Annotated in this window: 17 protein-coding genes; 6 read left to right on the forward strand and 11 right to left on the reverse strand. The window is 71.1% G+C overall.

Annotated elements, in window-relative coordinates; translation table 11 throughout:
- Nucleotides 1-16 precede the first annotated feature (16 nt).
- Genes ACFXPL_RS23600 through ACFXPL_RS23635 form a run of 8 tightly spaced genes read right to left on the reverse strand, consistent with a single transcriptional unit; the run spans nt 17 to nt 13696 of the window.
- Nucleotides 17-6505: a DUF4157 domain-containing protein gene (locus tag ACFXPL_RS23600; protein ID WP_384922884.1), complete on the reverse strand. Its 6489-nt coding sequence runs from the start codon at nt 6503-6505 to the stop codon at nt 17-19.
- Nucleotides 6502-6822 (reverse strand): hypothetical protein, encoded by a 321-nt coding sequence (locus ACFXPL_RS23605; RefSeq protein ID WP_384922887.1) that lies wholly within the window; start codon nt 6820-6822, stop codon nt 6502-6504. Before ACFXPL_RS23605 ends, ACFXPL_RS23600 begins: the two co-directional genes overlap by 4 nt.
- Nucleotides 6813-8828, reverse strand: a complete 2016-nt coding sequence (locus tag ACFXPL_RS23610) for an ATP-binding protein (protein WP_384922890.1) — start codon at nt 8826-8828, stop codon at nt 6813-6815. The genes ACFXPL_RS23605 and ACFXPL_RS23610 overlap by 10 nt, the downstream gene beginning before the upstream one ends.
- Nucleotides 8829-8833: 5 nt before the next feature.
- Nucleotides 8834-9709: a Pvc16 family protein gene (locus ACFXPL_RS23615; RefSeq protein WP_384922893.1), complete on the reverse strand. Its 876-nt coding sequence runs from the start codon at nt 9707-9709 to the stop codon at nt 8834-8836.
- 4 nt (nt 9710-9713) lie between these two features.
- On the reverse strand, nt 9714-10502 hold the full coding sequence (locus tag ACFXPL_RS23620; RefSeq protein ID WP_384922896.1) for a hypothetical protein: 789 nt from the start codon (nt 10500-10502) through the stop codon (nt 9714-9716).
- Nucleotides 10495-11241 carry a hypothetical protein gene (locus tag ACFXPL_RS23625; protein WP_384922899.1) on the reverse strand — a complete coding sequence of 249 codons (747 nt, stop codon included), beginning with the start codon at nt 11239-11241 and terminating at the stop codon, nt 10495-10497. The genes ACFXPL_RS23620 and ACFXPL_RS23625 overlap by 8 nt, the downstream gene beginning before the upstream one ends.
- Before the next feature lie 45 nt (nt 11242-11286).
- Nucleotides 11287-11811, reverse strand: coding sequence for a phage tail protein (locus tag ACFXPL_RS23630; protein ID WP_382885789.1), 525 nt, complete (start codon nt 11809-11811; stop codon nt 11287-11289).
- Between the two features lie 34 nt (nt 11812-11845).
- The gene (locus tag ACFXPL_RS23635; protein WP_384922902.1) at nt 11846-13696 is read right to left on the reverse strand and encodes a phage tail sheath family protein; all 1851 of its coding nucleotides are present in this window, start codon (nt 13694-13696) and stop codon (nt 11846-11848) included.
- Nucleotides 13697-14258: 562 nt separating this feature from the next.
- On the opposite strand from ACFXPL_RS23635, the gene ACFXPL_RS23640 reads away from it, so the two are divergent.
- Both ACFXPL_RS23640 and ACFXPL_RS23645 read left to right on the forward strand, forming a co-directional pair.
- Nucleotides 14259-15761: an AlkA N-terminal domain-containing protein gene (locus ACFXPL_RS23640; RefSeq protein WP_384922930.1), complete on the forward strand. Its 1503-nt coding sequence runs from the start codon at nt 14259-14261 to the stop codon at nt 15759-15761.
- Between the two features lie 34 nt (nt 15762-15795).
- Entirely contained in the window at nt 15796-16380 is a 585-nt protein-coding gene (locus ACFXPL_RS23645) for a methylated-DNA--[protein]-cysteine S-methyltransferase (protein ID WP_384922933.1), read from the forward strand.
- 132 nt (nt 16381-16512) lie between these two features.
- On the opposite strand, the gene ACFXPL_RS23650 is transcribed toward ACFXPL_RS23645, so the two are convergent.
- From ACFXPL_RS23650 to ACFXPL_RS23660, 3 genes are all read right to left on the reverse strand, one after another.
- Nucleotides 16513-17724 (reverse strand): hypothetical protein, encoded by a 1212-nt coding sequence (locus ACFXPL_RS23650; RefSeq protein ID WP_384922905.1) that lies wholly within the window; start codon nt 17722-17724, stop codon nt 16513-16515.
- 173 nt (nt 17725-17897) lie between these two features.
- Nucleotides 17898-18206, reverse strand: a complete 309-nt coding sequence (locus tag ACFXPL_RS23655; protein ID WP_384922907.1) for a hypothetical protein — start codon at nt 18204-18206, stop codon at nt 17898-17900.
- Nucleotide 18207: 1 nt separating this feature from the next.
- Nucleotides 18208-19551 (reverse strand): MerR family transcriptional regulator, encoded by a 1344-nt coding sequence (locus ACFXPL_RS23660; RefSeq protein ID WP_384922910.1) that lies wholly within the window; start codon nt 19549-19551, stop codon nt 18208-18210.
- A gap of 221 nt (nt 19552-19772) precedes the next feature.
- Between ACFXPL_RS23660 and ACFXPL_RS23665 the strand changes: the two genes are divergently transcribed.
- The 4 genes from ACFXPL_RS23665 (at nt 19773) to ACFXPL_RS23680 (ending at nt 25219) form a co-directional block, all read left to right on the forward strand.
- The gene (locus tag ACFXPL_RS23665) at nt 19773-20540 is read left to right on the forward strand and encodes a DUF4097 family beta strand repeat-containing protein (RefSeq protein ID WP_384922913.1); all 768 of its coding nucleotides are present in this window, start codon (nt 19773-19775) and stop codon (nt 20538-20540) included.
- 56 nt (nt 20541-20596) lie between these two features.
- Nucleotides 20597-21454, forward strand: coding sequence for a TetR/AcrR family transcriptional regulator (locus tag ACFXPL_RS23670; protein ID WP_384922916.1), 858 nt, complete (start codon nt 20597-20599; stop codon nt 21452-21454).
- A gap of 12 nt (nt 21455-21466) precedes the next feature.
- Nucleotides 21467-23671 (forward strand): MMPL family transporter, encoded by a 2205-nt coding sequence (locus ACFXPL_RS23675; protein WP_384922919.1) that lies wholly within the window; start codon nt 21467-21469, stop codon nt 23669-23671.
- Nucleotides 23672-24064: 393 nt separating this feature from the next.
- Nucleotides 24065-25219, forward strand: coding sequence for a glycerate kinase (locus ACFXPL_RS23680; RefSeq protein WP_384922921.1), 1155 nt, complete (start codon nt 24065-24067; stop codon nt 25217-25219).
- The last annotated feature ends 94 nt before the right edge of the window (nt 25220-25313 follow it).

The raw sequence follows: 25313 nt of genomic DNA on the forward strand, positions 1-25313 counted from the left end.
CTGGGCGTGTCGGGGATTACCGGCGTTCAGTGGCGCCATACATTTCTCGCACCATGTCTTCGATCTCGTGGAATATTCTTTCTTTGATGATTTTTTCACGACTCTCGGTGCCGGCCAGGTTCTCGGCGTTGAGTGATGCTTCCACTTTCTGTTCGACGTTGAACTCCTTCATCCAAGCAGACACGGCTTGTACGTGCCGGTTCGCCAGGCGGTTGGCATTATTGAGTGGCGCTCGCTCCCTGTTCCGTCGCCGCCGGGCGTCTTCCTTGCTTTCGCCATCAAGTTCATGTTGAATCGCTGCTCGTGCTCCGGCGATCGAGCGATGGCCCGCCACATCCTCATTGAGGATCTCACCGGCTCGCTCGGAACCCTTGAACGCTGCTGGGATCTCCAGGAACATTCTGGTGAGTCGAGCAGGAGAGGCGCCACTCAGCTGTGCCTTCTTCAATCGTTGCACGACGAGCGCGTTCGTGACGAGTGCCATCGGGTCGCGGTCGACCTCCTGGTTTCCAATGATCCATGCCGTCTTGAGCAGGTTGACGCGCTGGACCTTATCGAGAGTGCCGGACTGTGGTTTTGCGCGGAAGTGATTGTCGAGATATTCGACGGCTTCAGGCCAGTTCCCCTGTTGCGTATATTCGTCGGGAATTCCGAGTATCCTGTTTTTCTCGCCGGTCTTCCTGTCCTTTTTGTTTGCCGACTTGTAAGAGTGGGCCGACTGTTCCTCCCATGTGATTCCTTCGCCAGTGACGATCTTGTTGGCTGCTCTGGGGCCGGTCTGTTGGCGTCGCACGGCTGGTGGGGACGGTGTGGTTGCGCCAGATGTTTGTCCCTCGTCGAAGACGTTCATGACTTCTTGTTCTTGCAGCCCCAACGGCTGGTCATTGCGGGTGATGCGTGAGACGGCAGGAGGTGGTGTCGGAGCGTTCACGGTGTGCTGTGGAACAATGCCTGGGAGCTTTGGGGATAGCTGAACATTCTGGCTGGCGGTGACCATGTTCGGGTCGGCTTCAAGTCTCGTGGCCAACCCTTGGAGGAATTCGAGTAGTTCGCGTCTGGGTATGGTGATTCCCAACGCCTTGAGTACCTGCTCCTTTGGGTTGAGAGTGGCTTCGATCCCGAAGCGCTTGCCCCCCTCGGCGTTGAGTGAGGTGAGTCGGTACCACATCCTCATCGGTATCAGCGACGCGTTGAGGACGGGGCGTGGAACTCCTCGATCAAGCATATTACCCAGTCGGGGTTTTATTTTTGCAACGATCCTACGGAGCCTGGCATCTTTGGACTCCTTCGAATTCTCCTCTTTTTTCCGCCGGTCCTTCTTTTCTTGCCCCTTCTTAGCTGGATCCGCGTCCCTCGGGTGCCGTTCATCGCCCTTTCTGGTCCATGGAGTTCGCGTTCCGTCCTTGCGCGTGCCCGACTTTTCGCTGTCCTTTGCCCTGTCGGGTCCGTCCTCGTTGTTCTTCTTGTCCTTGGTGTGTTTCGGGTCTTTCGCGTCTGGCTTCTGGAGGCCCTTTTCTTCGTCCTTCGGTTTGGTGGGCTCCTTGGTGTCCCTGGGCTTGTCCGGGGTTTTGTCCTTCGGCTTGGGGGTCGCGGAAAGCGCCGGGCGGATGTCCGGTTCGGGTTCGTCCTTGCCGGATTTCGGTTTGCCGTTCCTGTCGCTGTCCGTGTTCTTGGGCTCGGCGGGGTCGGTGTCCTTGGGCTTCCTCGGCCCGCTTCCAGCGGGCTTGTCGAGTCCTGGCTTCGTGCCGGGCCCAGGCTTCTGTGTCGGAACCGCCCCGGCCGCCGGACGAGTGGCAGGAGGCTTGGAGGTGGCGCTGGACGCCGGTTGACTCGAAGGCTGGGCCCCCGGCTGCTTGTCGGTGCGGGGCCCGCCCCTGCTGTCCGCGTCCTCGCCCGTCGCGCCCCTGGGGCCGCCCGGCTTCTTGGGCTTCGGCTTGCCGAGTTTGGCCGCTACGTCCTTCAGACGCCGGCCCACCTTCGAGACGTACTTGCCGATGCCCGTCAGCAGCGCCTGGTACAGGACCTCCAGGAGTGCCACCACTCCCGCCGCTACCGCCTTCGCGAACAGGATGCCCGCGCCGCCGCGGCGTACCGCCTTCAGCCAGTCCAGGACCATGCCCAGCGCGCTCAGGATCGCGCTCAGGGCGCCCCAGGCCGTGCGGATGGCGTCGATGACCGCCAGGGCCCAGCCCGCGCCGGGGATCAGTTTGGCGACCACCTTCGTCATGACCAGTTCGCCGATGATCAAAGGGAGTTGGGGGACTACCGCGTTCCACGCCTCCTTGACGATGTCGGCCATCTTCATGCCGCCGCCGAGCAGCTTGTCCAGGACTGCCTTCGGCACCCCGATGATTTCCTGGATCTTGTCCTGGAACCATTGCTTGACGGCTGAGGAGACCTCCCGGAACAGGTGGTTCTTCGCCCCGTCCACCGCCGAGTTCTTCGCGCCGCTCAGCCAGCCGCCCGGGTCCATGAGGAAGTCGACCGCGATGAGCATCCAGTCGCCCAGCGCGCTCAGCAGCTTGGAGGCGAAGTCCAGGACCGACTTCACCGCGCTCAGGACCGCGTCGACCGCGGCCTGGAGCATCTTCTTCAGGAAGTCCAGGATGCCGCTCAGCATCTTGCCGATGGCGTTCAGCAGGTCGGAGACGATCTGCTTCAGTGCGTTGGCCAACGTGTTGACCAGCGCGATCGCCGTCTCGATCAGAGTGGTGATCAGGGTTCGGATGCGGTTGGCCAGCTCGATGACCGCCCGCACCATCGACTTGGCGAACTCGATCAGGTCATTGATCAGGTTTTTGATCGTGTCGACGACGAACTTTCGCGCCTCGTTGATCCAGCGCTCGACCGTCTCCTTGAAGTTCTTGATGAAGCCGACGACCGCGTCGCGCGCCTGCCTGATGACGCGCACGATCGTGTTCTTGATCTCGATGACCTTCTGCTTGATCCAGTCGAAGGCCTTGCTGACCCAGTCGCCCGACTCGCTGACGCTGTCGTCGCGTGTCTTCTCCGCGTCCTTCTCGGCCCTGGTGTTCTCGTCCCGGATCTTCTTGTCGCCGTCCTCCTTCTCCTTCCCGACGTCGTCGTCGGTCTTCTCCTCCTTCTCCTTGACGTCCTTGCGGACCTTCTCCTGCTTGTCCGTCTTCTTCGTGCCGAGCGTCTTGAGTTCTTGGTCCTGCTCCTCGCGCCAGCCCGTACGCTCCGTCGTGACCTTGGCCAGAGCCTTCTCGCGCTCGTCCGTCTGGCTCCTGGTGTTGGTCCCGATCTCCGTTTCGACCTGCTGCTTGTGCTTCGCCTGGGAGTCGCGGAAGTCCTCGCCCTTGGTCTGCCGCCCGTCGGACACGCTCTTCTGACCGTCGGTGAACGCCGCCTGGAACTCAGGTCCGCGTTCGTGCTCGGCCACCTCCGACGCCGCCTCGGGCGGTACGGAGCCGGTCGCCGCGCCGGCCGCCGGGGCCCCGCCCTTGCCGCCCTTCGAGCCGGGGATCTTCGCCGTCATCCGCTCCTTGGGAGCGTTCGGGTAGACCTGGCGCTCGCCCATGTCGCGAGCGGCGTCGTCGCGCCCCGTCGCCACCGTCTCCTGGCCCTTGGCGTCGACACTGGCGCCCTGTTCGTCGGAGGTCTCGCCCGCCGCCCCCTGCATCTCGACGTCCGGCGCATCGCCCGCCTGGGCCTGCTTCAGCGCTTCGTCCTTGGTCGGCAGGCCGGCGAACTTGGCCGCCAGTTCCTGAGGGTCCACGACGGGCTTGTCGGCGCCGAAGAAGCCCGCGACCTTGTTCACGACCTTGCCGCCGATGAAGCCCAGCGCCATCTTGAACGTGTCCCAGCCGCCCGGCTCCTCCGCCTTCTCCGCCTCGATCTCGCCCCCGGGCTCCTTGGCGCCCGTGACCTCGGCCTTCTCGTCGTCCGGAGCCTCGGACCTCTGGGCCGGGTCGTCCGAGTACTGGGCCGGTGCGTCGGTCCTCGGGGCGCCCTGGAGCGTCTGCGGTGCGCCCGCCGGGCGCTGCATCGTGGGCGGCGCTGCGGCCAGCGTCCTGTGCTCGTCGTCGACGGTACGGTCCACCGCGCCGCTCACCCCGGTCATGGCCTGGACCGCCAAGTGCGGCTTCAGCTTCGACGCGGTGGACAGGCCGGCTTCGGGGGACGCCGTCGACAGGTCGGGGACCGGTGCCGCGCCCTTCTTGCCCTTGGCCGGTGCTACCGCCTTCGCACCCGCGCCGCCGCCTCCGCCTCGTCCACCACCCGACGCCTTGGCGGCAGGAGCTGGAGTGGAGCGCTTCGCCTTCGGCGCGGGGGAGGGCGACTCCGCGAGTGGGGCGGCAGGTGGGGGTGGCGGTGTGGTGGGAGACGGTGCGGGTGCTGTTGTCGCCGGACCAGAGGGATTCGGAGCGGAGCTCGGCGCTTTCGCGGCCGCAGGGGCCGAGGGTTCCGGACTGGAAGTGGCCTCGTTTCCGGCCCCTGGAGCCGGAGCCGGAGCCGGAGCTGTCGGGGGCGCCTTCTTCTGGTCCTCCTTCGCCGCGGACTCCGGGGCGGCCGACGTGCCGCCCACCGCCTCCTGGGACGCCTTCTCCTGCGCGCCGCCCGAGGCATCGCCGCCCCCGGCTGTCGTGCTGCCCGCGCCCCCCACCTCAGCGGTGCCGCTCCCGGACGTGGCGCCCGGTGCCTCCTGCACCGTGATCTGCGCGGAGACAGGACCGGCCTTCGGGTCGGCTCCGCTCTTCGGGTCCCTCGACGCCGACCCCGGCCCCGGCAGCGGCACGGGCGCGGGTGCCGACCCCGCGTTCTGCCCCGGTTCCTGCACCACGTCCTCGGGCTGGTCCCCGGACCGCGACTGCTCCGTGTCGGCGCCGGTCTCCTCCGCCTCCGTCGCTGCCTCCGCCGCGGCGTCCTCGGCATCCTCCGCGTCCCGCTCCGCCTGTACCTGGTCGGCCTTGGTCGTCGGCGGCGCCGGGAACGACGGCATCGCCGGGGTGGCGGACGAGGACGGGTCCAGCTTGTCCGCCGTCGGTACGGCGGACACGTCCAGGTCCTGCGCGGGAAGGAAGTCCTCCGGCTGGAGTTTGATGTCCCAGGCGCTCTTCTCGTCGCTCCCGGCCTCCACCTCCGACTCGTTGCGGGAGCCGAACGGGTCCTCGTCGGCCCTCTCCTCGGGACCGTCGAGATCCTGGCCGCGCGTTCCGTCGAGCGTGCTGAGCGGAGCCGGCAGCTCGGTGTCCTTCCCGGACGCCGTCGGGGAACCGGCCGGCTTCTCCTGGCCCTTCCTGTCCTCCTGCTTCGGCTGCCGGTCCGCCACGACCGGCTCGGCGGCGCCCGTACGGTTCTTGGCGGCCGACTCCTCCTTGCTCGCGGCCGCGGCAGGCTGCTGATCCGCGGCCTCCGGCGCCGCGGGAGACTGTGTCTCTCCCCTGTCCGCCTTCTCGCCGCCCGGCTTCTCGGACGTGGTCCCCTCGGCCTGGGGAGCTGTCGGCCGCGGCTCCGTCGACGTCGCGCCCGCCCCGGCTCGCGGGGGCCCACCGTCCGCGTTCTTCTCGTGTCCCGGAGCAGGCGCTCGTTCCTGATCGCGCTCGCTCTCCCCTTGCCCCTCCGGCTTCTCCTGTTCCTCTTCCCGCCGTCGCTCCTCGGACGCCCGCAGCCCACTCTCGCGCCCGTACCGCAACTCGGCCGCCGTGTCCGGCTCCACGGCGGGCGCGTCCAGCGCGCTCAGCTCGGGCTCGCCGTCCGACTCGATCCGGTCCACCAGGTCGAGCACCCGCTCGTGCTCCGGGCTCAGCAGCCTGCTCTCCAGCCGGTCCAGCACGGCGTCCTGCAACTCAAGCGGCAGCCGCACCAGTTGCATACGGGTGCGCTTCGACCGGTCCTCGGGGTCGCCGCGCAGGGACCGTACGACGCCGTTGGCCAGGCGGTCGACCAGCGTCGCCGGGTCGATCTGCTCAAGACGCTGACGGTCGGCGTCGACGGTCGCGTAGCGGAGCCAGCCGGGTGTTGCCTGGCCCTCCTCGACCGCCGCCGACTGCTCGTCCCGGTCGCGCAACCCGTCCCGTACGAGGGACTGCGCCGTCGACTCCGCCTCGCGTTCCATCGCCTGCTGCGGCAGGCTCACCGCGCCCAGGCCGCGGCCCGCGCGCAGGGTGCCCAGGCCGTCCGGGTTCTGGACCGTGTGCAGCAACTCGTGGGCCAGCAGGCGCTGTCCGTCGGCCGTGCCCGGACGGTAGGTGCCCTCGCGGAAGAAGATGTCCTGGCCCACGGCGACCGCGTCCGCGCCCAGCAGGTCCGTGAGGGTGCCCGCGTCGCGGTCGGTGTGGAGGCGTACGCGGCTGAAGTCGTGGCCGAGCTGTTCCTCCAGCTCGCGGCGCACGCTCAGGTCCAGCGGCTGGCCCGCGCCGCTGACGATGTCCTTGGGCTCGGGGGTACGGGACGCCGCCGCGCGCTCCTTACGCTTGCGCCGTCCGGCCTCCTGTGCCGAACGGGCTTCCTGCGACGCGGCGGATGACGTATGCGCGCTCATCGCCCGCCCCCTCGTGGTCCGTCCGGCGGGGTGTACGTCTCCTCGCCGCGCCCCGAGAGCCCCGCGTGCACCGCGCGTGCCAGGGCCTCGCCCAGGCGGCGCGGTGAGGTGGTCGCGGGCAGGGGCGGCAGTCCGGTCAGGGCGTCCAGTGCCCGGCCGCCTCCCGTGGCGAGGGGGATGCCCCGGTCGCGTACGAGCCGGGTCAACTCCGCCTCGAACGCCGCCGATACGCGCTCGGGGTCCAGCCGGTCGAAGCCGTCCAGGACCAGCTCGCCGATGTCCACCCGTACCGTGCGCGGCGCCTCGTTCAGATCCATCCCTGGACCTCCGAAGGCGCCAACGAGCGGTCCAGCTTGAGGTATTCGGTGCGTGCCGCTTCCAGCATGTGGCGCATCTGGAGGCGGTCGCCCTCCTCAGCCGCGAGGAAGGCGCCCGACAGCGCGATGTTGCGGATGGAGCCGCCCGCCACGGTCAGCCGGGCCAGTAGCGCGGGGTCGATGCCCTTCATCGGGGCCCGCTCGGGCAGCACCCGCCGCCAGATCTCGGCCCGTTCTGACTCGCCGGGGAACGGGAAGTCGACGACGAAGCGGATACGGCGCATGAACGCCGTGTCCAGAGCCTGCTTCATGTTGGTCGTGAGGATCGCCAGGCCCCGGTACGCCTCCATCCGCATCAGCAGATAGCTCACCTCAAGGTTCGCGTACCGGTCGTGGCTGTCCTTCACCTCGCTCCGCTTGCCGAAGAGCGCGTCCGCCTCGTCGAACAGCAGCAGCGCGCCGCCGCGTTCGGCGGCGTCGAAGACCTTGCGCAGGTTCTTCTCGGTCTCACCGATGTACTTGCTGACGACCTGCGACAGATCGATGATGAAGAGATCCAGCCCCAGTTCCCTCGCCATCACCTCGGCGGCCAGGGTCTTCCCGGTGCCCGAGCCGCCCGCGAAGAGCGCGGTGACACCGAGGCCACGGCGCAGCGTCGACGCGAAACCCCAATCCTGGTAGACGGTGGCCCGCTGCCGTACATGCGCCACGGTCTCCCGCAGGATTCTCAACTGCCGCTCCGCCAGCACCAGATCGCCCCAGGACGCCTGTGGTTCGATGCGCCGGCCCAGCTCGTCCATGCCCATCCGGGCCTCGCCGAGGCCGGCTTGCCAGGCCAGCGTGGTGGCGTTCGCGTCGCCGTCCGCGTGCGGCAGATCCCGTACGACGGTCGCCCCGGCGGCCTGGATGAGATGCGGCGGCAGCGAGAACTGCTCCACGAGGTGGCGCAGATCGTCCTCGGAGACGTCCGGAACGCCGTCGAAGGCGTCCGACCACACGCTGAGCTGCTCCTCGGCGTCGAGCGCCGGTACGGTGACCCGCTCACCGCGCGAGCGCTCGTTCGGCCGCGGATCGGTGCTGGAGACGCAGAGCGGTACGGCCGCGCTCTCGATGAACGCGTCCGCCGCGGCGCCCTGTTCACGGTCCAGGCGGTCGTCCGCCTCCACCAGCAGCGCGGCCGGCAGCAGTACCGCCTCGCGCTGCCAGAGCCGGGCCAGCCGGTCACGTTCGGCCGGAACGGTGGGCAGGTCCTCCGCCGTGAGCGCGTAGAGCCCGAGCCCCGAACGGCTCGCCGCCGCCGCGGCGATGTCGGCGCGCGAGCGTGGGTCGCCGCCGACCAGCTCGACCCGGAGCGGGGCCCGCGGTCCCGCGCCGCCCGCCCAGCCCGCCGCGACCCGGTCCGCCGCCCGGCCGTACGAGGCGGGGAGTGTGTCCGGTACGGCCGTACGGCGCAGCAGCCCGTGCAGCCGGGCGTCCAGATAGGGCGAGCCGGCCAGGAAGTGCAGGATGCGTTCGTCGAGCCGGAGCCGGGACGTGGTCAGCCGGGTCTCGTCGTCCAGCTCGATCAGCCGCCAGCGGCGCAGCGGAGCGACGGGTGTCAGCGCGCTCCAGTGCGGTTCGGTGAGCGCGGCCAGGGCGAGGGAGAACGTCGGGTACGCCCGGTCCGGGGCGCCGCTCGCCGCGGCGCAGCGGGCGCCCGTGGTGGGGTCCAGCTCCGCCGCCGCGGCGAGGAGCACGACCTCGCGTTCGAAGGCGCTGAGTCCGAAGCAGGAGGCGAGGGCTTCCAGGGTGGAGGGATGGGCGGGGGCGGTGGAGTCGGTGGGGGAGTGGGACGGGTTTGTCTCGGGGGGAGTTGGGGTGTCCCCGGATTGCGCGCGCCCCGCGTGGGCGTCGACGCGCGTGAGGACGGACCGTACGGCCTCGGTCAGCGCCCGGCCGCCCGTCGTACCGGAGCGAACCCCATCCTTGTCCGTGCCCATGTGTTCACCTGCCCCCGTCTTGCCCATGTCCCTCAGCTCTCCTTGCCGTCGCCGTCGCCTGCGACGTTGCCCGCGCCCGCCTCGGTGTCGGTGTCGGCGCCCGCGCCGGTGTCATCGGCGCGCGCAGGCGTCCGGCCGCGTCCGCTCGTGGCGGTGACCTTGCGGGTACGGGATGCCGATGCCGCCCGTTTGGGCGCCGGGGTCTTGCCCTGAGCGCGCTTCTTCGCGGGAACGGGCGCGGACGCGGGGGCCTCGTCCTCGGCGGGACCGACGGGCTCGGCCGGGGCCGGTTCGCCCGGTGCGCCGAGCGGCACCGCCCGTACCGTCCGCCGCTCCACGGGCTTCGCCGGCACCGGCTTCTCGCGGCCCTCGATCAGCACCAGCGACGCCTGGTAGGCCACCGAAAGCGTGTACGGCGTCTGGTGGAGCATCCCCCAGAGCTTGGACGTCTCGTCGATGTCCATCACCGTCGGGGTGAAGCGCACCCGCTGCGGGGACCGGGCGAGGTCGCTCCCGGCCAGATACGGCCGCTCGGCGGCCAGTTCGATCAAGTCCTGTGGCAGGACGGGGATTTCGTGCAGCGTGCGGACCACACAGCCGATCAGGCGCTGCCCGACCAGCGTGGTCTCGTCCCCGTACGCGCTGATCAGGAAGTGCAGATCCAGCGCCGCCGTCGGGCGGTTGACCAGGGTGCCGTCCGAGGCGCGGGTGGGCAGGTCGGTGTGGCGCATCGAGGGGTTCGGTGTGACCTGGTAGAGGAAGACATGGATCGTCGGCTCGGTCGGCGGTTCGGCGGGCGGCTTGCGTGTCTCCACCGTGACCGCGATGTCCATCTCCGGAGACAGGTTGTTCCCGATCAGCAGGGCCAGGGCCTGGGTGACCGTGGCGAAGGCAAGTGCGTTGCTCATGGGATCAGTTCCTCCTCTCGCCGCGGGTCAGATAGTCGTCCAGGGTCAGCGTGGGCGCACGCCGTCCGGCGGTGCCCGGGCGGTCGGCCGCCGTGCGCGGCGGGCCGGGTGGCGGCGCCGCGCTCACTTCCAGCCGACCGATCTGTACGTGGACGGTGCGCTCGGCAGGCCGGGGCGCCCGGCGTCCCACCCCGTTCTGCGCGGCGCCGCGCGCGGTGGTCGTATCGACGTCGCGGGGCCTGGGCCGCCCGGTGGCGGCCCGGAGGGAACCGGACGCGCCGAGCGGGGCGGTGGCGGGCGCGCCGCCCGGCGTCCGAAGGGCCTCCGCCGTACGGCGCGGGGTGAGCGAGCCGTCGTCCGTGCCCCGGCGGGCTCCCGGCGTCGGAGCCGGGGACGGGGACGGCCTGGCCGAGGGCCTGGCCTGCTCCACCTCGCGGAAGGGGTCGGTGGCCGCCGCCCGCTCCACAGGGTCGCCCGGCCGGGCCGTCTCGGTCCGTACGACCGTGTGCCGGTCCGTCCGTACCTCCCGTTCGCGCTCCACCCACTCGGGCGCTCCCCAGGCGGGGTGCGGAGCCGACGGGATCAGCGAGGCGGGCGCGTCGGGCTCCCGCGGCGTCGTGCGCAGCGCCTCGACGCGTTCGAACGGTCCGGGGAGCCGGGGCCGTACCCGGGTCACCCTGTCCGTACCCCCCGCACCGCCGGAGCCGTCACTGCCCCCGGTGCCGCCGCCGGCGCTGTCAGCCGCCGGCACCGGTGTGTAGCGGGCGAGCAGCCGGTCAAAGTAGTCAGACATCCGCGCACAGCTCCAGGTAGTAGCGGCGCCGCAGCGGGCTGAGCGCCAGGATCTCCGCTTCGCTCCAGCCGTAGGCGGTGGCGAGCAGATGAACGTCGAGGAGCAAGTCCCTCGCCCAGGTGTCGAGTTCCGTCCACAGGTAGGAAGCGATGTCCAGTTCGGCGGGGGTGGCACCACCGCACTCGGGACAGCTCACGTTCAAGGTCACCTCGGCTGCCGGGTCGGCCTCCGACGCCGCCTCGGCCAGCCGTCGCTGCACCTCGGCCGGCAGCAGCGCGGCCAGCCGCTCCGGAGGTACGGCCTCCCCGCCTCGCACGGCCGACACCGTGCAGCGCGCCACCAGCAGCCGGCGGGCGTCCGCCGCGTCGTCGACGGCACCGGCCGCCGCGAGGTCGGCGACGCTGGGCAGCCGGAACTCGACGACCCACTCGCCCTCCGCCACCCGCAGCGGCCCGTCCGGACTCCGACCCCGGACGCCGAAGACCGTCGCGTCGAGGTCGAACTCCATGTCGGCCCCGCAGCCCCCGCACCCGATGCGCACCTGCATGCGTTCGCCGAACAGCGCCCGGCGCAGCGCGAACAGATCCGCCTCCCGCTCGCCGACGGGCAGCGACAGCAGTGTGTCGGCGGCGGCCCCGGGGCGGGCCGCGTGGTGCAGGAGCAGCGACCTCTCCGAGTCGTGCTGTGCCAGCCCGGCCTCCCAGGTGGCGAGCAGCTCGGCGGGGCCCGTCGGCGTCATCCCTCGTTCCTCCGTGTCAGGGTCTGGGTGGGGAGAGGGGCGGCGCTACGCCGGATGGGTGAAGGACGGTTCCACCGGCTCCTCCACCTCGTAGTCCCGTTCCCAGCCCTCGCATTCGAGCTTGACGCTCTGGATGGCGACGGCGTTCGCGTTCGCGTCCAGCTCGCCGAGCACCTGGTATTCGCTCACCCAGGCCCGGTAGAGCTTGTGCGAGACGGCGACCTGACCGGCCTCGTTGAGGACCTGGATGATGATGTCCTTGCGGAAATCGCGGAGCGACACCTCGGCGCCGAGTCCCGCACCGACCTGCCAGACCTTGTTGGCCCAACGGTCGAACTCCGGGTCGTGGGTGACGCCGCGCTCCAGCGTCACCCCCTCGAATTCGGAGCGGCCCGGTGATTTGCGCGGAGAACTGGGGTCGCCGCCGTGGCGGTGTTTGACCACTTCGGTGGTGCGCTTCAGCGGACTGATCTTGCTGACGCCCGCGACCGTTCGCCCGTCCCAGAGAACCAGGAACTTGAAATTCTTGTACGGGTCGAAGCGATGGGCGTTGATCTGGAACTCAGCCATCGGTTTCCTTCGGGTTCCTTTTACCTCGGTCTGGTCAGGAAAGGTCGAACTCTCCGGCGACCTGCTGGATCTTCACGATCACGAACTCCGCGGGCTTGACCGGCGCGATGCCGACCACGACGTTGACCACCCCGTTGTCGATGTCGGCCTCGGTGGTGGTGTCCTTGTCACACTTGACGAAGTACGCCTCGCGCGGCGTGCCGCCCTGGAACGCGCCCTGCCGGAACAGGTCGTTGAGGTACGCCGACGCCTTCAGCCGGATCTGCTGCCACAACTGCTCGGTGTTGGGCTCGAAGACGACCCACTGGAGACCGCGGTACAGGGACTCCTCGACATGCAGCGCGAGCCGCCGCACCGGCACGTACTTCCACTCGCTGTCGAGCGCGTCGGAGCCCGCCAGCGTCCGGGCGCCCCACACGAGCGGGCCGACCACGGGGAACGTCCGCAGGCAGTTCACCCCGAGGGGGCCCAGCAGGCCGTTCTCCCGGTCGGTGAGCTTGACCGTCAACGACCGCACCCCGGCCAGCCGCGCCTCGGTCCCGGCCGGCGCCTTCCACACCCCGCGCTCGCTGTCGACCCGGGCGATGACACCGGCGACGGCGCCCGACGGCGGGAAGGCGCGCAGCCGACCCGTGAGCGGATCCGTGAGCTGCACGTGCGGGAAGTACAGCGCCGCGTGATCGCCGCGTACCGCGTCGAAGGAGCCGATCCCGGCCCGTGCGGCGTCCACGGTGCCCCATCCCGAGGGCGAGTCCACGAGCAGGAAGATCCGCCGTTCCTTGCAGAGTTGGTCCGCCGCGGAGACCACGGTGACCATGTCCGCGGTGGACTCGTACGCCGAAAGCTCCGGCAGGACCAGCAGGTTGACGTCGTCGACATCACGCAGGGCCTGCATGCCGGTCTTGGCCGTCTCGCTGCCGATGAGGTCGCGGGGGCCCGGCGGGTCGCCGTCCTCCCCGCCCTCCAGGGCGAAGGCGGGCGGGTTGACCGAGCCCTCCAGCCCCAGGTCGTTGGCGCACTCCCCGATGAAGCGCACGACGTCGGCGGGGTCGATGGACCCGGCGACGACCTGGATCCGGCGGCCGAACGGGGTGACCTGGACACCGGCGTACGTGTGCTTCCCCGGGGCGTCGGGCAGCGAGCGCAGCTTGCGCTCCAGCAGCAGCGCCAACTCCACCACATTGGTGGGCGCTTCGCCGTCGTGGTGCGGGTCGTGGAGGGTGAACTCGCGCTCCACGTCCGCGATCTTCACCTTCAACTCGACGTTGAGATCGGGGAGTTTCGCGGCGAAGGGCTTGGACACGGTGCCCGAGGGGTCAGGGCGGTCCCGGTCCAGGGTCTTGACCCGGACGAGGGCGGAGCCGTTGTTCACCACCGTCTCCACGAAACGCCCGTGGCCGGGGTCCATCGACAGGCCGGTGAAGGACTCGCGGGCCCCGCCGCGCGCGTCGAGGACCTGGAGGTTGAACGTACGGTCCGGGGCGGGGGTGTCGTGGTCGACCGCCACCCGCAGCCGTGAACCCCAGCCCCCGGGCTCCTTCGCGTACACCTCCAGTACCGGGCAATCGCTCTTCCCCTCGGTGGAGTTGAGCGTGACGCAGGCCTCCTTGCCGGTGCCGGCCTTGGCCACCCGCACGATCACCGCGACCGTCCCGCCGTTGCCGAAGAACTGGTGTACGGCGTAGCCGACGGCGCCGCGTGCGGTGAGACCGCCGAAACGGCGCTCGAAGTCCGCGAAGCTGGTGACCCGTACCGGCTGATGGAGCGGGCCCCGGCGGGTGTGGCCCACGAACGCGGTCACCGAGGTGGTGACCGACGCGATGGTACGGACGCTGCTGGGGAGTTCTTCGATGTAAACGCCGGGGTAGCCCATATGCGTCGGCATTCCCCCTCCATTCCCTTCGCGCACCAAGATGTGAGGAGGAAAGGTGAGGGTGTGGCGCACATGCGTGAAAGTCGAATGCGCATGCGCACGCAATCCCTGCGTTCCCCCGTCACACCCCCATGCGATAGCGGCACCGGTCTCGCGTGGTCATTCGTCCGACCGCTGGCGGTGGTCATCCGCGCGGTCATCCGCATGATCATGCGTTGTGTCTCTTGATGTGTGAGTGTTGCTTGCGAGTCTCGTTTCTTTCTCAAGGAATGGTCAAGAGACCGATTCGGTCATCAGGTGATCCTTTTCGGAACGGACCATGCGGCGGGTGTATTGCGTGGTCAGCGGTGCGTGACCGGAGAAATATGGAGGTGAATTCACGGTGGCTTCACAGAAGGGTTTCCAGTCGTGGTCCGAAACAAGCCGAAGAGAATTACCTCCGGCGCGCCCCTTTGCCCAGGGGGGAGGTCCGTGCGGGTCGCGGTGGACGCCGGACGCTGATGTCGTTTTTCTGCCAGCCGGGACGCTCCGCATGCCCGATGCTTGACCCATGCACACCGCCACGCACCTCGCGATGCACGCCGACACCGAGCGCTGCGTCCGGGCCGTCAGGTCCAAGGACGCGCGCTTCGACGGCTGGTTCTTCACCGCGGTCCTGACCACCCGCATCTACTGCCGGCCGAGCTGCCCGGTGGTGCCGCCGAAGGCCGAGAACATGACCTTCTACCCGAGCGCCGCCGCCTGCCAGCAGGCCGGATTCCGGGCCTGCAAGCGGTGCAGGCCCGACACCAGCCCCGGCTCCCCGGAGTGGAACGCCCGCGCCGACACCGTCGCCCGCGCCATGCGCCTGATCCAGGACGGGGTCGTCGACCGCGAGGGCGTGCCCGGCCTCGCCACCCGCCTCGGCTACTCCGCCCGCCAGATCGAACGCCAGCTCCTCGCCGAACTGGGCGCCGGGCCGCTCGCCCTCGCCCGCGCCCAGCGGGCGCAGACCGCACGGCTGCTCATCGAGACGACCGGGCTGCCCATGGCCGAGGTCGCCTTCGCCGCCGGTTTCGCCTCGATCAGGGCGTTCAACGACACCGTTCGGGAGGTCTTCGCGCTCCCACCGGGCGAACTGCGCACCCGGGCCACCCGGGGCGCGCGCGGCTCACGCGCCCCGCGCACCACGGAGCAGACCCGCACCACCCCCGGAGTGATCTCGCTGCGCCTGCCGTTCCGCGCACCCCTCACCCCGGACAATCTCTTCGGCCACCTCGCCGCGACCGCCGTCCCGGGCGTCGAGGAGTGGCGGGACGGCGCGTACCGTCGCACGCTCTCCCTCCCGTACGGACACGGCATCGTCGCCCTCACCCCGCGCCCCGACCACATCGCGTGCCGGCTCTCCCTCACCGACCCGCGCGATCTCACGGTCGCGATCAGCGGCTGCCGCCGGATGCTCGACCTCGACTCCGACCCCGTCGCCGTCGACGGACAACTGCGCGCCGACCCGCTGCTGGCCCCGCTGGTCGACAAGGCGCCGGGGCGGCGGGTGCCCCGTACCGTGGACGCCGCCGAGTTCGCCGTACGGGCCGTGCTCGGACAGCAGGTCTCCACCGCCGCCGCCAGGACGCACGCGGCCCGGCTGGTCAGGGCGTACGGAGAGCCCGTCGACGACCCCGAGGGCGGGCTCACGCACCTCTTCCCGCCCCCGGCGGCGCTCGCCGCGCTCGACCCGGAGGCCCTGGCCCTGCCGCGCAGCCGGCGGACGACGCTCACCACGCTGGTCGCGGCCCTCGCCGACGGCACGCTGCGGCTCGGCCCCGACAGCGACTGGGAGGAGGCGCGGGCCCGGCTCAACGCCCTGCCCGGCTTCGGGCCGTGGACGGTCGAGGTGATCCTCATGCGCGCGCTCGGCGACCCCGACGCGTTCCTGCCCACGGACCTCGGGATCCGCCGGGCCGCGGCGGGCCTCGGACTGCCCTCGACACCCGCCGCGCTGACCGCGCGCGCCGCCGCCTGGCGGCCCTGGCGCGCGTACGCCGTGCAGTATCTGTGGGCCACCGAGAACCATGCCATCAACCACCTTCCCGCGTGAGGGAGTTGACCCCACCATGACCGGAGAGAACACCATGGCCACCACGCGTACGGTGCACACTGCTGACACCGTTCATCTCGCTGACACCGCTGACACCGCTGACACCGCTCGTACAGTTCACACGGTGATCGACAGCCCGTACGGACCGCTGACCCTCGTCGCCACCGGCGCAATCCTGAGCGGTCTCTACATGCACGAGCAGCGCCACCGTCCGCCCGAGGAGTCCTTCGGCGCCGAGGACCCGGGGCCGTTCACCGAGACCGTGCGTCAGCTCACCGCGTACTTCGACGGTGAACTGACTGCGTTCGACGTCCCGTTGACGCTGAACGGCACCCCGTTCCAGCGCCAGGTGTGGGAGCGGCTTCTGCGGATCCCCTACGGCGAGACCCGCTCGTACGGCGAACTCGCCGAAGACCTCGGCAAGCCGGGCGCCTCGCGCGCCGTCGGGCTGGCCAACGGAAAGAACCCGATCAGCATCATCGTCCCCTGCCACCGGGTCATCGGCTCCACCGGCAGTCTCACGGGATACGGCGGCGGGCTGAGCCGCAAGCAGCAACTCCTCTCCTTCGAGGGCGCCCCGGCGGCCGGCGGGGGAGTGGTGACCGACGGGCTGTGGTGAGACGCGACGGCCGGTGAGCGGCGGTGCGGCGTGCCGCCCGCGACCAGTCGACCGCCTCACCACCAGGCCACCCGGCCGCCCCGCCACCGCGCCGCCCCACCGCCCGGCCGCCCCGCCACCGCGCCGCCCGGGTCAGGAAGCGTCCGCCGGCGTGAACGGGTTCGGTGTGAGCGCCGTCCAGCGGTGCAGGACGGCGCGGCCGGTCTGCCGGGTCACACCGCCGGACTGGACGGTGCCCGCCTCGGCGACGTAATAGCGGCCGTCGTCCAAGGAGATCAGCCCGTACTGTCCGGCCGCCTCCCAGCCGTACACACCGGACGCCGCGTGGTGCAGCCCGCGCGGGAGCAGCGACAGCAACGTACCGCGTTCGGCGAGCCGTTGGCCGCGCACAGCACCCTGCACCGGGCGCTTGGAACCGTCCAGGACGAAGAGGGAGTAGTTGGGGAACGTCGTCTTCTTGCCCTTGTACACGGACATCAGCCAGTTGCCGCTGCGCGCGTCGTACTCCAGATTCTGCACGCCGTACGTGGTGTTGCCGGTGTAAGCGAAGTACTTGCCGTCCGGCGCGGGAGGGCCCGAGGTGTGCGGGGCGTCCTCGGTCAGTGGGCGTTCGTACTTCTTCCACGCCCGGACGTCGTACTGGAGCAGGACCTGGTGGTCGTTGTCCCGCCGGGCGGTGTTGGAGTAGATCCCGTACGCGACGGTGAGCTTGAGGCCGCCCCTGCCGTCGAACGAGGAGCCGAAGGCGACCCCGTCGATGCCGCTGCAACCGTAGCGGTGGTCCGGCGTGTCGGCGGTGTCGCCGTCGAAGACCCCGTCGCCGTTCATGTCGGCGGTGTAGTCCTTCACGACCTCGTTGAGATGGACGGTGGAGACGACACCCGTGGAGGCCGCGTCCATGTTCATCCGGTCGATACGGTCCCCGTCGAACACGGCGATGTAGAACGCCTTCGCCATCTTGTACTCCAGGGAGCCGTACACCCGGCCGTCCGCCGTGTTGAGGTCCAGGTCGCCGAGGTGGCCGGTGAAGCCCGTGACGGAGCCGAGCGGTCTGCCGTTCAGATCCGTCTTCACCAGCAGGTTGGTGAAGGAGAAGTACATGACGCCCTTGGTGCGGTCCACAGCCATGCCCTGGAGGTGTCCGGACTCCCAGGCACCGCCGTCGACCGCCGCGGGCAGCGTGGGCAGGGCGGCCGAGGCCGGCGGGGCGGCCGGTTTCCGTACGGAACGGGCCGCCGCCGCGTCCTCGGCATGGGCCGCGCCCCCGCCGGCCACGACGGCGGAGCCGACGAGCACGGACGTGAAGAGGGCCGCCGTGAGCCGGCCGCGTGTCTGCCTTCGCATGGTGCCTCCGGTGGTCGTGGGACTCCAGTGGGACACCAGGATGGTGCCGCGAGGGCGTGCACGGGGGACCAACGCGGAATGAACGTGCGATTCGGCTCGAACGGTCCGTCATATCGGCTGTGTGGCGGGGCGACGGGGGCGAGCCGCGCGCGGATGAGGTGACGGGGGTGCCGTCAGGCCGCCCGGGCCCTGATCGCGTCCGCGAGGGCGCGCTGCTCCGGGTCGGGCAGGCGCCGCTCGGTGTGGAGCATGCGCAAGGCGGCCGTGACCCGCTCCTCGCCCTCCGGGGTGCCGAGGCTCCCCATGCAGGTGGGCAGGAGCAGACTCAGCGCCTCCAGGTCGGCGCGTGCGCAGAGCCGCAGGAACAGGGCCCGCGCCTCGTCGGCCCGGCCATCCGTCTCGGCCCGCGTGCCCTGCGCGCAGAGCTGTACGACGGGGGTCCCCGGGTCCGTCGCCGTGTCCGAACGTCCTGCCGATGTCATGTCAGTCCTCCGGGGTCGCGGCGAGGGCGACGGGCATGACCAGGGTGGTGAAGCTGCCCTGGTCCGCCGAGCGCACCACCACCGGTTCGGTCACGGCGGAGATCTCCAGCAGGACGTCGGGGCCGACGCTCGCTTCGAGCGCCGCGGCGAGGACGGCCGGGTCGAAGCCGATCCGCAGGGGCGTCTCGCCGATGCGGAGGGCGCGCAGGGTGGTGGACGCGTCGTGCGACCGGCCCGATCGGGGCGGCTGGTCCGTCCGCTCGGCCGGGGAGATGTGTACGTCGTCCTCACCGAGCCGCAGGGCGACCGCCGACGTGCCCGGCGCTCCTCGCGCCGCGCCTTCGCCACCCGATCGGCCGTCCGTTCCGCCGTCCACCCCGTTCTCCGTCTCGCCGTCCACCCCGCCGTCCACCCCGCCGTCGGTCTCGTCGTCCGTCCTGGCGTACGCGGTGATGGCGTCGAGGAGCGCCGTCCGGTCGACGATCAGCCGGTGCCGGGCCTCGGGCAGCTCGGTGAGCAGGTCCCGGTAGGCGGGGAACTCGCCGTCCCACAGCTTCAGTTCGCGGGAGCCCGAGCCGTCCGTGTCGGATATCCGGGCCTCGTCCGCGTCGACCTCGACGGTCACCGCGGCGCACCGCGCGGCCCAGACGCCCGCCTCGGCCAACGGCCCGGCGTCCAGCAGTACCCGGCGGTCCGGGCCCTCCACCGCGACCACCGGCTTCAGGACCCGGGTCGAGAGGCGGTAGCGGTCGGTGGCCACCAGCCGGACCTCGCTCTCGTCGATCTCCACGAGGACGCGGCCGAGCACCGGATGTTCCGGATCGTCGCCGACGGCCGCCCCCACCTGCCGTACGGCACCGGCCAGTTCCGCGCCACCGAGCCGCACCCGGGTGACCGGCCCGGCCCCGGGGGCGCTCGCCTCCGCGTCCGCGCCGTCCGGGCCCTCCGCACCGGGCAGGGAGCGCAGCACGGCCGCGATCGTGGCATCGGCCGTCCGTGACCGTTCCCGTACGGTGCCGCGGTGCCGCTCCAGCACCGTACGCGCCGCGTCCGGATCGCCGTCGAGCACGACCACGACCTCCGCGAGCGGCAGTCCCGCCTCCCGCAGGCTTCGCAGGACGCGCGCCCGCATCTCCTGGTCGAGGCTGTAGGAGCGGTAGCCGGTCGTGGCGTCGACCCGGGCGGGGACCAGGACGCCGCAGTCGTCGTAGAAGCGCAGGGCGCTCGGGGCGACACCGACGCGCCGGGCGAAGGCGCTGATGCTCAGCAGCTCCGGCTGGAAGAGGCCGATCGAGATGTCGACGGGGGTGGAGCCGGTCGGGGTGGAACCTGTAGTGCTGTCCATGGCGGTGATTGTCGAGGTTCAGGCAACCTGAAAGTCAACTCCGGGTGCGTTCGGGCGGCCGGTCGCCGCCCGAACGCACCCCGGGGAGGCGGACCGTAGGGCACGACCGGGGGATAGCCCCCCCCGAATCCGGGGGGCGGACCGGATCGATGGCACGTCGATTCCTCCGTAGCGTCATCGGTCCACCCGGTCGGTAGGACCCCAGACTTCGGAGGCACCCCGTGGCCCCGCCCAACCGCATCTTCCGCACCTCGATCCTGGCCGGCGGCGCGTTACTCGCACTGGTGGCCGTCACCGGGTGCGGTGAGTCGACGGGAGACGACAACACCCCCGAGAAGCGCTCCTTCGGGCCGGTCGGGGACCAGCTCACGATCTCCCGGAGCAACGGCGACCTCACGGTCAAGCCCGCCGACGTCGACGAGGTCGAGGTCACCCGCTGGTTCTCCGGCTGGTCCGCCGTCGGCGACAAGCCGAAGGCGTCGTGGAAGCTCACCGGCGACGCGCTCAGCCTGACCACCAGCTGCGGATCCGTCATCAGCAACTGCGGCGCGCGGTACGAGGTGCTCGTACCGCGGAGGACCGCGCTCACCATCGACGGCGACAACGGCAGGACCACCGCGTCGGGATTCACCACCGACCTGGACATCTCCTCGGACAACGGGGCGGTCACCGTCAGCGACTCGTCCGGCGCCCTCACCGTACGCAGCGGCAGCGGCGAGGTACGGGCCACCGGACTCAAGTCGCGCCGCGTCGAGGCCGGTTCGGACAACGGAAAGGTGTATCTCGCCTTCACCGCCGTCCCCGACCAGGTGGGCGTGAAGACGGACAACGGCGGGGTGACGGTCGAGGTCCCGGACGGCACGTACAAGGTCACCACCAAGACCGACAACGGCAAGGTCCAGGTCGACGTGCCGAACGACGCGGGCAGCGCGCACACCATCACCGCCACCACCGACAACGGCGGAATCACCGTGCGCACGGCCCGCTGAGAACCCCTCCGCCGACCGGACCCGGACGCGGCTCCTCACACCCAGGGAGAACCACCATGCGCTTCCCGTCCAGCGGAGTCACGACGCGGCACGGTACTCCGGGTATCGAATACCCCGGGTATCCCGACCCACTGGAACACTCCGCCCCGTCAGCCCCCGCCCTTCCGCACCCCGCCCTTCCGCACCCCGCTCCTCCGCACCCCGCTCCTTCACACCCTGCCGAGCATGACGGGCCCGTCCCGCGCGTCCCGCGTGACGAGGTCCGTCGCCGGCTGCTGACGGCCGCCGCACGCTCCTTCGCCGAACACGGCTACGCCGACAGCCGGCTGGAGGACATCGCCAACGCCGCCGGCTTCACCAAGGGCGCCGTCTACTCCAACTTCTCCGGCAAACAGGAGCTGTTCGGCGCCATCCTCGGTGCCGGCGCCGACAGCGAGTTCGCCGCCGTCATGAAGGGAATCGGCGATACCGACCAGCCGTCCGAAGCGGTCGGCCTGGCCGCCCGTACGGTCGCGCGCCGCATCGTCGGCGACGCCGAACGCGGCCGGCTCGGACTGGAGTTCGCGGCCCGCGCCGCCAGGGACGAGCGGACCAGGGCCATCCTGACCCCGCTGCGCCGGGCCCAGCGCGCCACCGCGGCCCGCTCGATCGCGGCGGTCGCCGAACGCACCGGCGTCCGTCCGGCCGTCCGGCCCGAACTGGCTGCCCTGATCCTGCACTGCCTGTGCAACGGCCTGTCGAACGAGTGCGTCGCCGACCCGGAGGCGATCGGTGCCGACACCGTCGAAGAGGCGCTGTCGGCGGTGCTGACCGCGCTGATCGACCCGCCCGCCCCCAAAGCCCCGCAGGCTCCGCACACCCCGTCCACCGCGCTTGCTTCCCCTACCGACCATTCCGGTCAGTCCCACGGCTGAAGGAATATTTCGATGGCCACCCTGCTCTGCTCGCTCGGCCGGACGGCGTTCCGTCACCGAGGCGCGTTCCTCATCGGCTGGCTGCTCCTCATCGCGCTGACGATCGGCGGCTCAGCCACCTTCGGTTCGCATCTCGACAGCGAGGCCACCATCCCCGGCTCCCCGTCGCAGAAGGGCATCGACGTACTGGAGAAGTCGCAGCCCGCGGCCATCGGTGTCACGGCGCAACTCGTCTTCGTCGCCCCCGAGGGCGCGACCGTCGACGACCCGGCCTTCCGCGCCGTCATCCAGAAGACCGTACGGGAGGCCGCGAAGGCGCCCCAGGTCGAGACGGCCGTCGACCCCTTCGAGGCGAAGTCCGTCTCCGAGGACCAGCGCACGGCGCTGGCACAGGTCCTCTACCCGATCAAGCGCGACGCGCTGGAGGACTCCAGCGTCACCGCCCTGGAGAAGATCGCCGGTTCGGCGCGCTCCAGCGGCCTCCAGGCAGAGGTCGGCGGCACGATCTACAGCTCCGCCGGGCTGACCGTGGGCATCGGAGAGGTGATCGGCCTCGGCGTGGCGGTCATCGTCCTCATCCTCACCTTCGGCTCTCTGCTGGCCGCCGGACTGCCGCTGCTCACCGCACTGATCGGGCTGGCCGTCGGGCTCGTCGGACTGCTGCTGGTGTCCAACATCGCCACCGTCTCCTCCACCGCACCGAGCCTGGCGCTGATGGTCGGGCTCGCCGTGGGCATCGACTACGCCCTGCTCATCCTCTCCCGCCACCGCACCCAGTTGACGAACGGCATGGACGCGGAGGAGTCCGCCGCCCGGGCCACCGGTACCGCGGGCAGCGCCGTGGTCTTCGCCGGGCTCACCGTGATCATCGCGCTCTCCGGGCTCTCCGTCGTCGGCATCCCGTTCCTGAGCGTCATGGGGCTGGCCGCCGCCGGCACCGTCCTGATGGCGGTGGCGGTCGCGATCACCCTGCTGCCCGCCCTGCTCGGCTTCGCCGGGACGCGGCTGCGGCCGAAGCCCGGCTCGCGGGCCGAGCGCCGCGAGCGCGCCACGGGCGGCGGCCGGCGGCCTTCCGGCGGCGAGCGCTGGGCCCGGCTGGTCACCCGAAGGCCGCTCGCCACGGTGCTCGCCGTCGTCATCGCGCTCGGCGCCGTCGCGCTCCCGGCCGCCCAACTCGCCCTGGCCATGCCCGACAACGGCACTGCCGCGCCCGAGTCCACCCAGCGTAAGGCGTACGACCTGATCTCCGACGCCTTCGGCCCCGGGCGCAACGGCCGGCTGCTCGTCCTCGTCCGGAGCGCGGACGGTGATCCCGCGCCCGCCGCCGCCGAGGTGGCGGCCGGCCTGGGGCGGATCGACCTGCCCGAGGTCGTCTCCATCAGCGCGCCGCAGATCAGCGAGGACGGCACCACGGCGGTCCTCACCGTGGTCCCGAAGGCCGGGCCGCGTGACGAGCGTACGGAGGGACTGGTCCGCGACATCCGCGCCGGGACACCGGAACTGGCCGCGAAGGCTGACGCCGAGATCCTGGTCACCGGCTCGACCGCCGCGGCGATCGATGTCTCCGACAAGCTCAGCGCCTCCCTGTTGCCGTTCGCGTCGATCGTGGTCGGACTGGCGCTCCTCCTCCTGCTGCTGGTCTTCCGCTCGATCGTCGTCCCGCTCAAGGCTGCCTTCGGGTTCCTGCTCTCGGTGGCCGCGGCGTTCGGCGCGGTCGTCGCCGTCTTCCAGTGGGGCTGGCTCGCCGGTCTGGTCGGGGTGCCGACCCAGGGACCGGTGTTCAGCTTCATGCCGATCATCCTGATCGCGGTGCTGTTCGGACTGGCGATGGACTACGAGGTCTTCCTGGTCTCCCGGATGCGGGAGGACTTCGTCCACACCGGCAGGCACCACGAGTCGGTGATCGCCGGTTCGCGGCACGCCTCGCGGGTCGTCACCGCCGCGGCGCTGATCATGTTCGCGGTGTTCGCTAGCTTCGTGACCGCCGAGGACCTCACGCTGAAGCCGATCGCCTTCGGCCTCGCCGTCGGCATCATGGTCGACGCGTTCCTGGTCCGGATGACGCTGGGGCCGGCCATCCTCGTGCTGGTCGGCAAGGGCGCCTGGTGGCTGCCCCGCCGACTGGACCGGCTGCTGCCCGACCTGGACATCGAGGGCGCCGAGCTGGACCGGACCGAGCCGCGGAAGGACGGGAGCCCGCTGACGGCGGTCAGGTGACACCACCGGTCCGGGCCGCGTAGCCCCACACCTCGAACAGCCCCCCCGGCCCGGCCGCGCCCCCCGTCGCCGGGCCTTCCTTCGTCCTTACCGGAGACGCAGGGGCGGACGGGGACCGGCGCCTGGAACCGCTCTTGACGGTTCGGGTTGGTACGACGCCCCTCTGTACGACGCCCCTCTGTACGAGGCCCCTCTGCACGACCCCGACACTCCCCGATCGGCCGGATCGTCTTCCCGGTGGGCATCGCGACCATGTGCTTCGGCGGCCCTCGGGAGAGGACGGTGTCCGCACCGCCCTCCCCCGAGGGCCGCCACCGCTTCTGGGCAGGGGGCCGTCCGTACGGATAAGGTCAGGACCGGCGCGACTGCCTGTTCGAACGTAAAGGATGCACAGTGACGGACGGAGCGGTGTCCACGACCGCGCGCGTACTGATCGCGGCGGACAAGTTCAAAGGATCGCTCACGGCGACGCAGGTCGCCGAGCGGGTGACGGCCGGGCTCCGGCGGATCGCCCCCGGCGTACGGGTCGAGACCCTGCCCGTCGCGGACGGCGGGGACGGTACGGTCGCCGCCGCCGTGGCGGCCGGTTTCGAGCGCCATGAGACCCGTGTGACCGGCCCCCTGGGCGGCCCGGTCACCGCCGCCTACGCCCTGCGGGACGGTACGGCCGTCCTGGAGATGGCCGAGGCGTCAGGACTCCAGCACCTCCCCGAGGGCGTCTTCGCCCCGCTCACCGCCACCACGTACGGCTCCGGCGAGCTCTTGCGCGCCGCGCTCGACGCGGGCGCGCGGACCCTCGTCTTCGGCGTCGGCGGCAGCGCCACGACCGACGGCGGCGCGGGGATGCTCACGGCTCTCGGAGCGCGCTTCCTGGACGCGGACGGCAAGCCCGTCGGTCCGGGCGGCGGCGGACTGCGGGACCTCGCCACCGCCGACCTCTCCGGCCTCGACCCCCGGCTCGCCGGTGCGGAGATCGTCCTCGCCAGCGATGTCGACAACCCGCTGACCGGACCGCAGGGCGCCCCCGCCGTCTACGGACCGCAGAAGGGCGCGAGCCCCGAGGACGTCGCCGTCCTCGACGCGGCCCTCGTCCACTACGCCACCGTCCTGGAGGCGGCCGTCGGGCCGCGGGCCGCCGCTCTCGCGCTCTCGCCCGGCGCCGGCGCCGCGGGTGGCATCGGCTACGGCGCGCTCGTCGGCCTCGGTGCCACCTTCCGCCCCGGCATCGAGGTGATGCTCGACGTCCTGGGCTTCGCCCCCGCCCTGGCCAGGGCCACCCTGGTGATCACGGGGGAGGGCTCGCTCGACGAGCAGACCCTGCACGGCAAGGCGCCCGCGGGCGTCGCGGCGGCGGCCCGTGCGCGGGGCATCGAGGTGATCGCGGTCTGCGGGCGGCTGGCCCTGCCCCCGGAGGCGCTGGGCAAGGCCGGCATCGCCCGTGCCTACGCCCTCACCCACATCGAACCGGACCCGGCGCGCTGCATGGCCCAGGCGGGCCCGCTGCTGGAACGCCTGGCGGCGGACATCGCCCGTGACTTCCTGAGCTGAGGAGCGGCCGGCCCCGTACGGGACGGGGCGCCGCGGGCCGGACGGGCCCGATGGCCGGACATACGGAAGGGGCCCGGGCTGTTCGCCCGGGCCC

It is taken from the genome of Streptomyces sp. NPDC059092 (genome assembly GCF_042756365.1).
Lineage (GTDB): Bacteria > Actinomycetota > Actinomycetes > Streptomycetales > Streptomycetaceae > Streptomyces.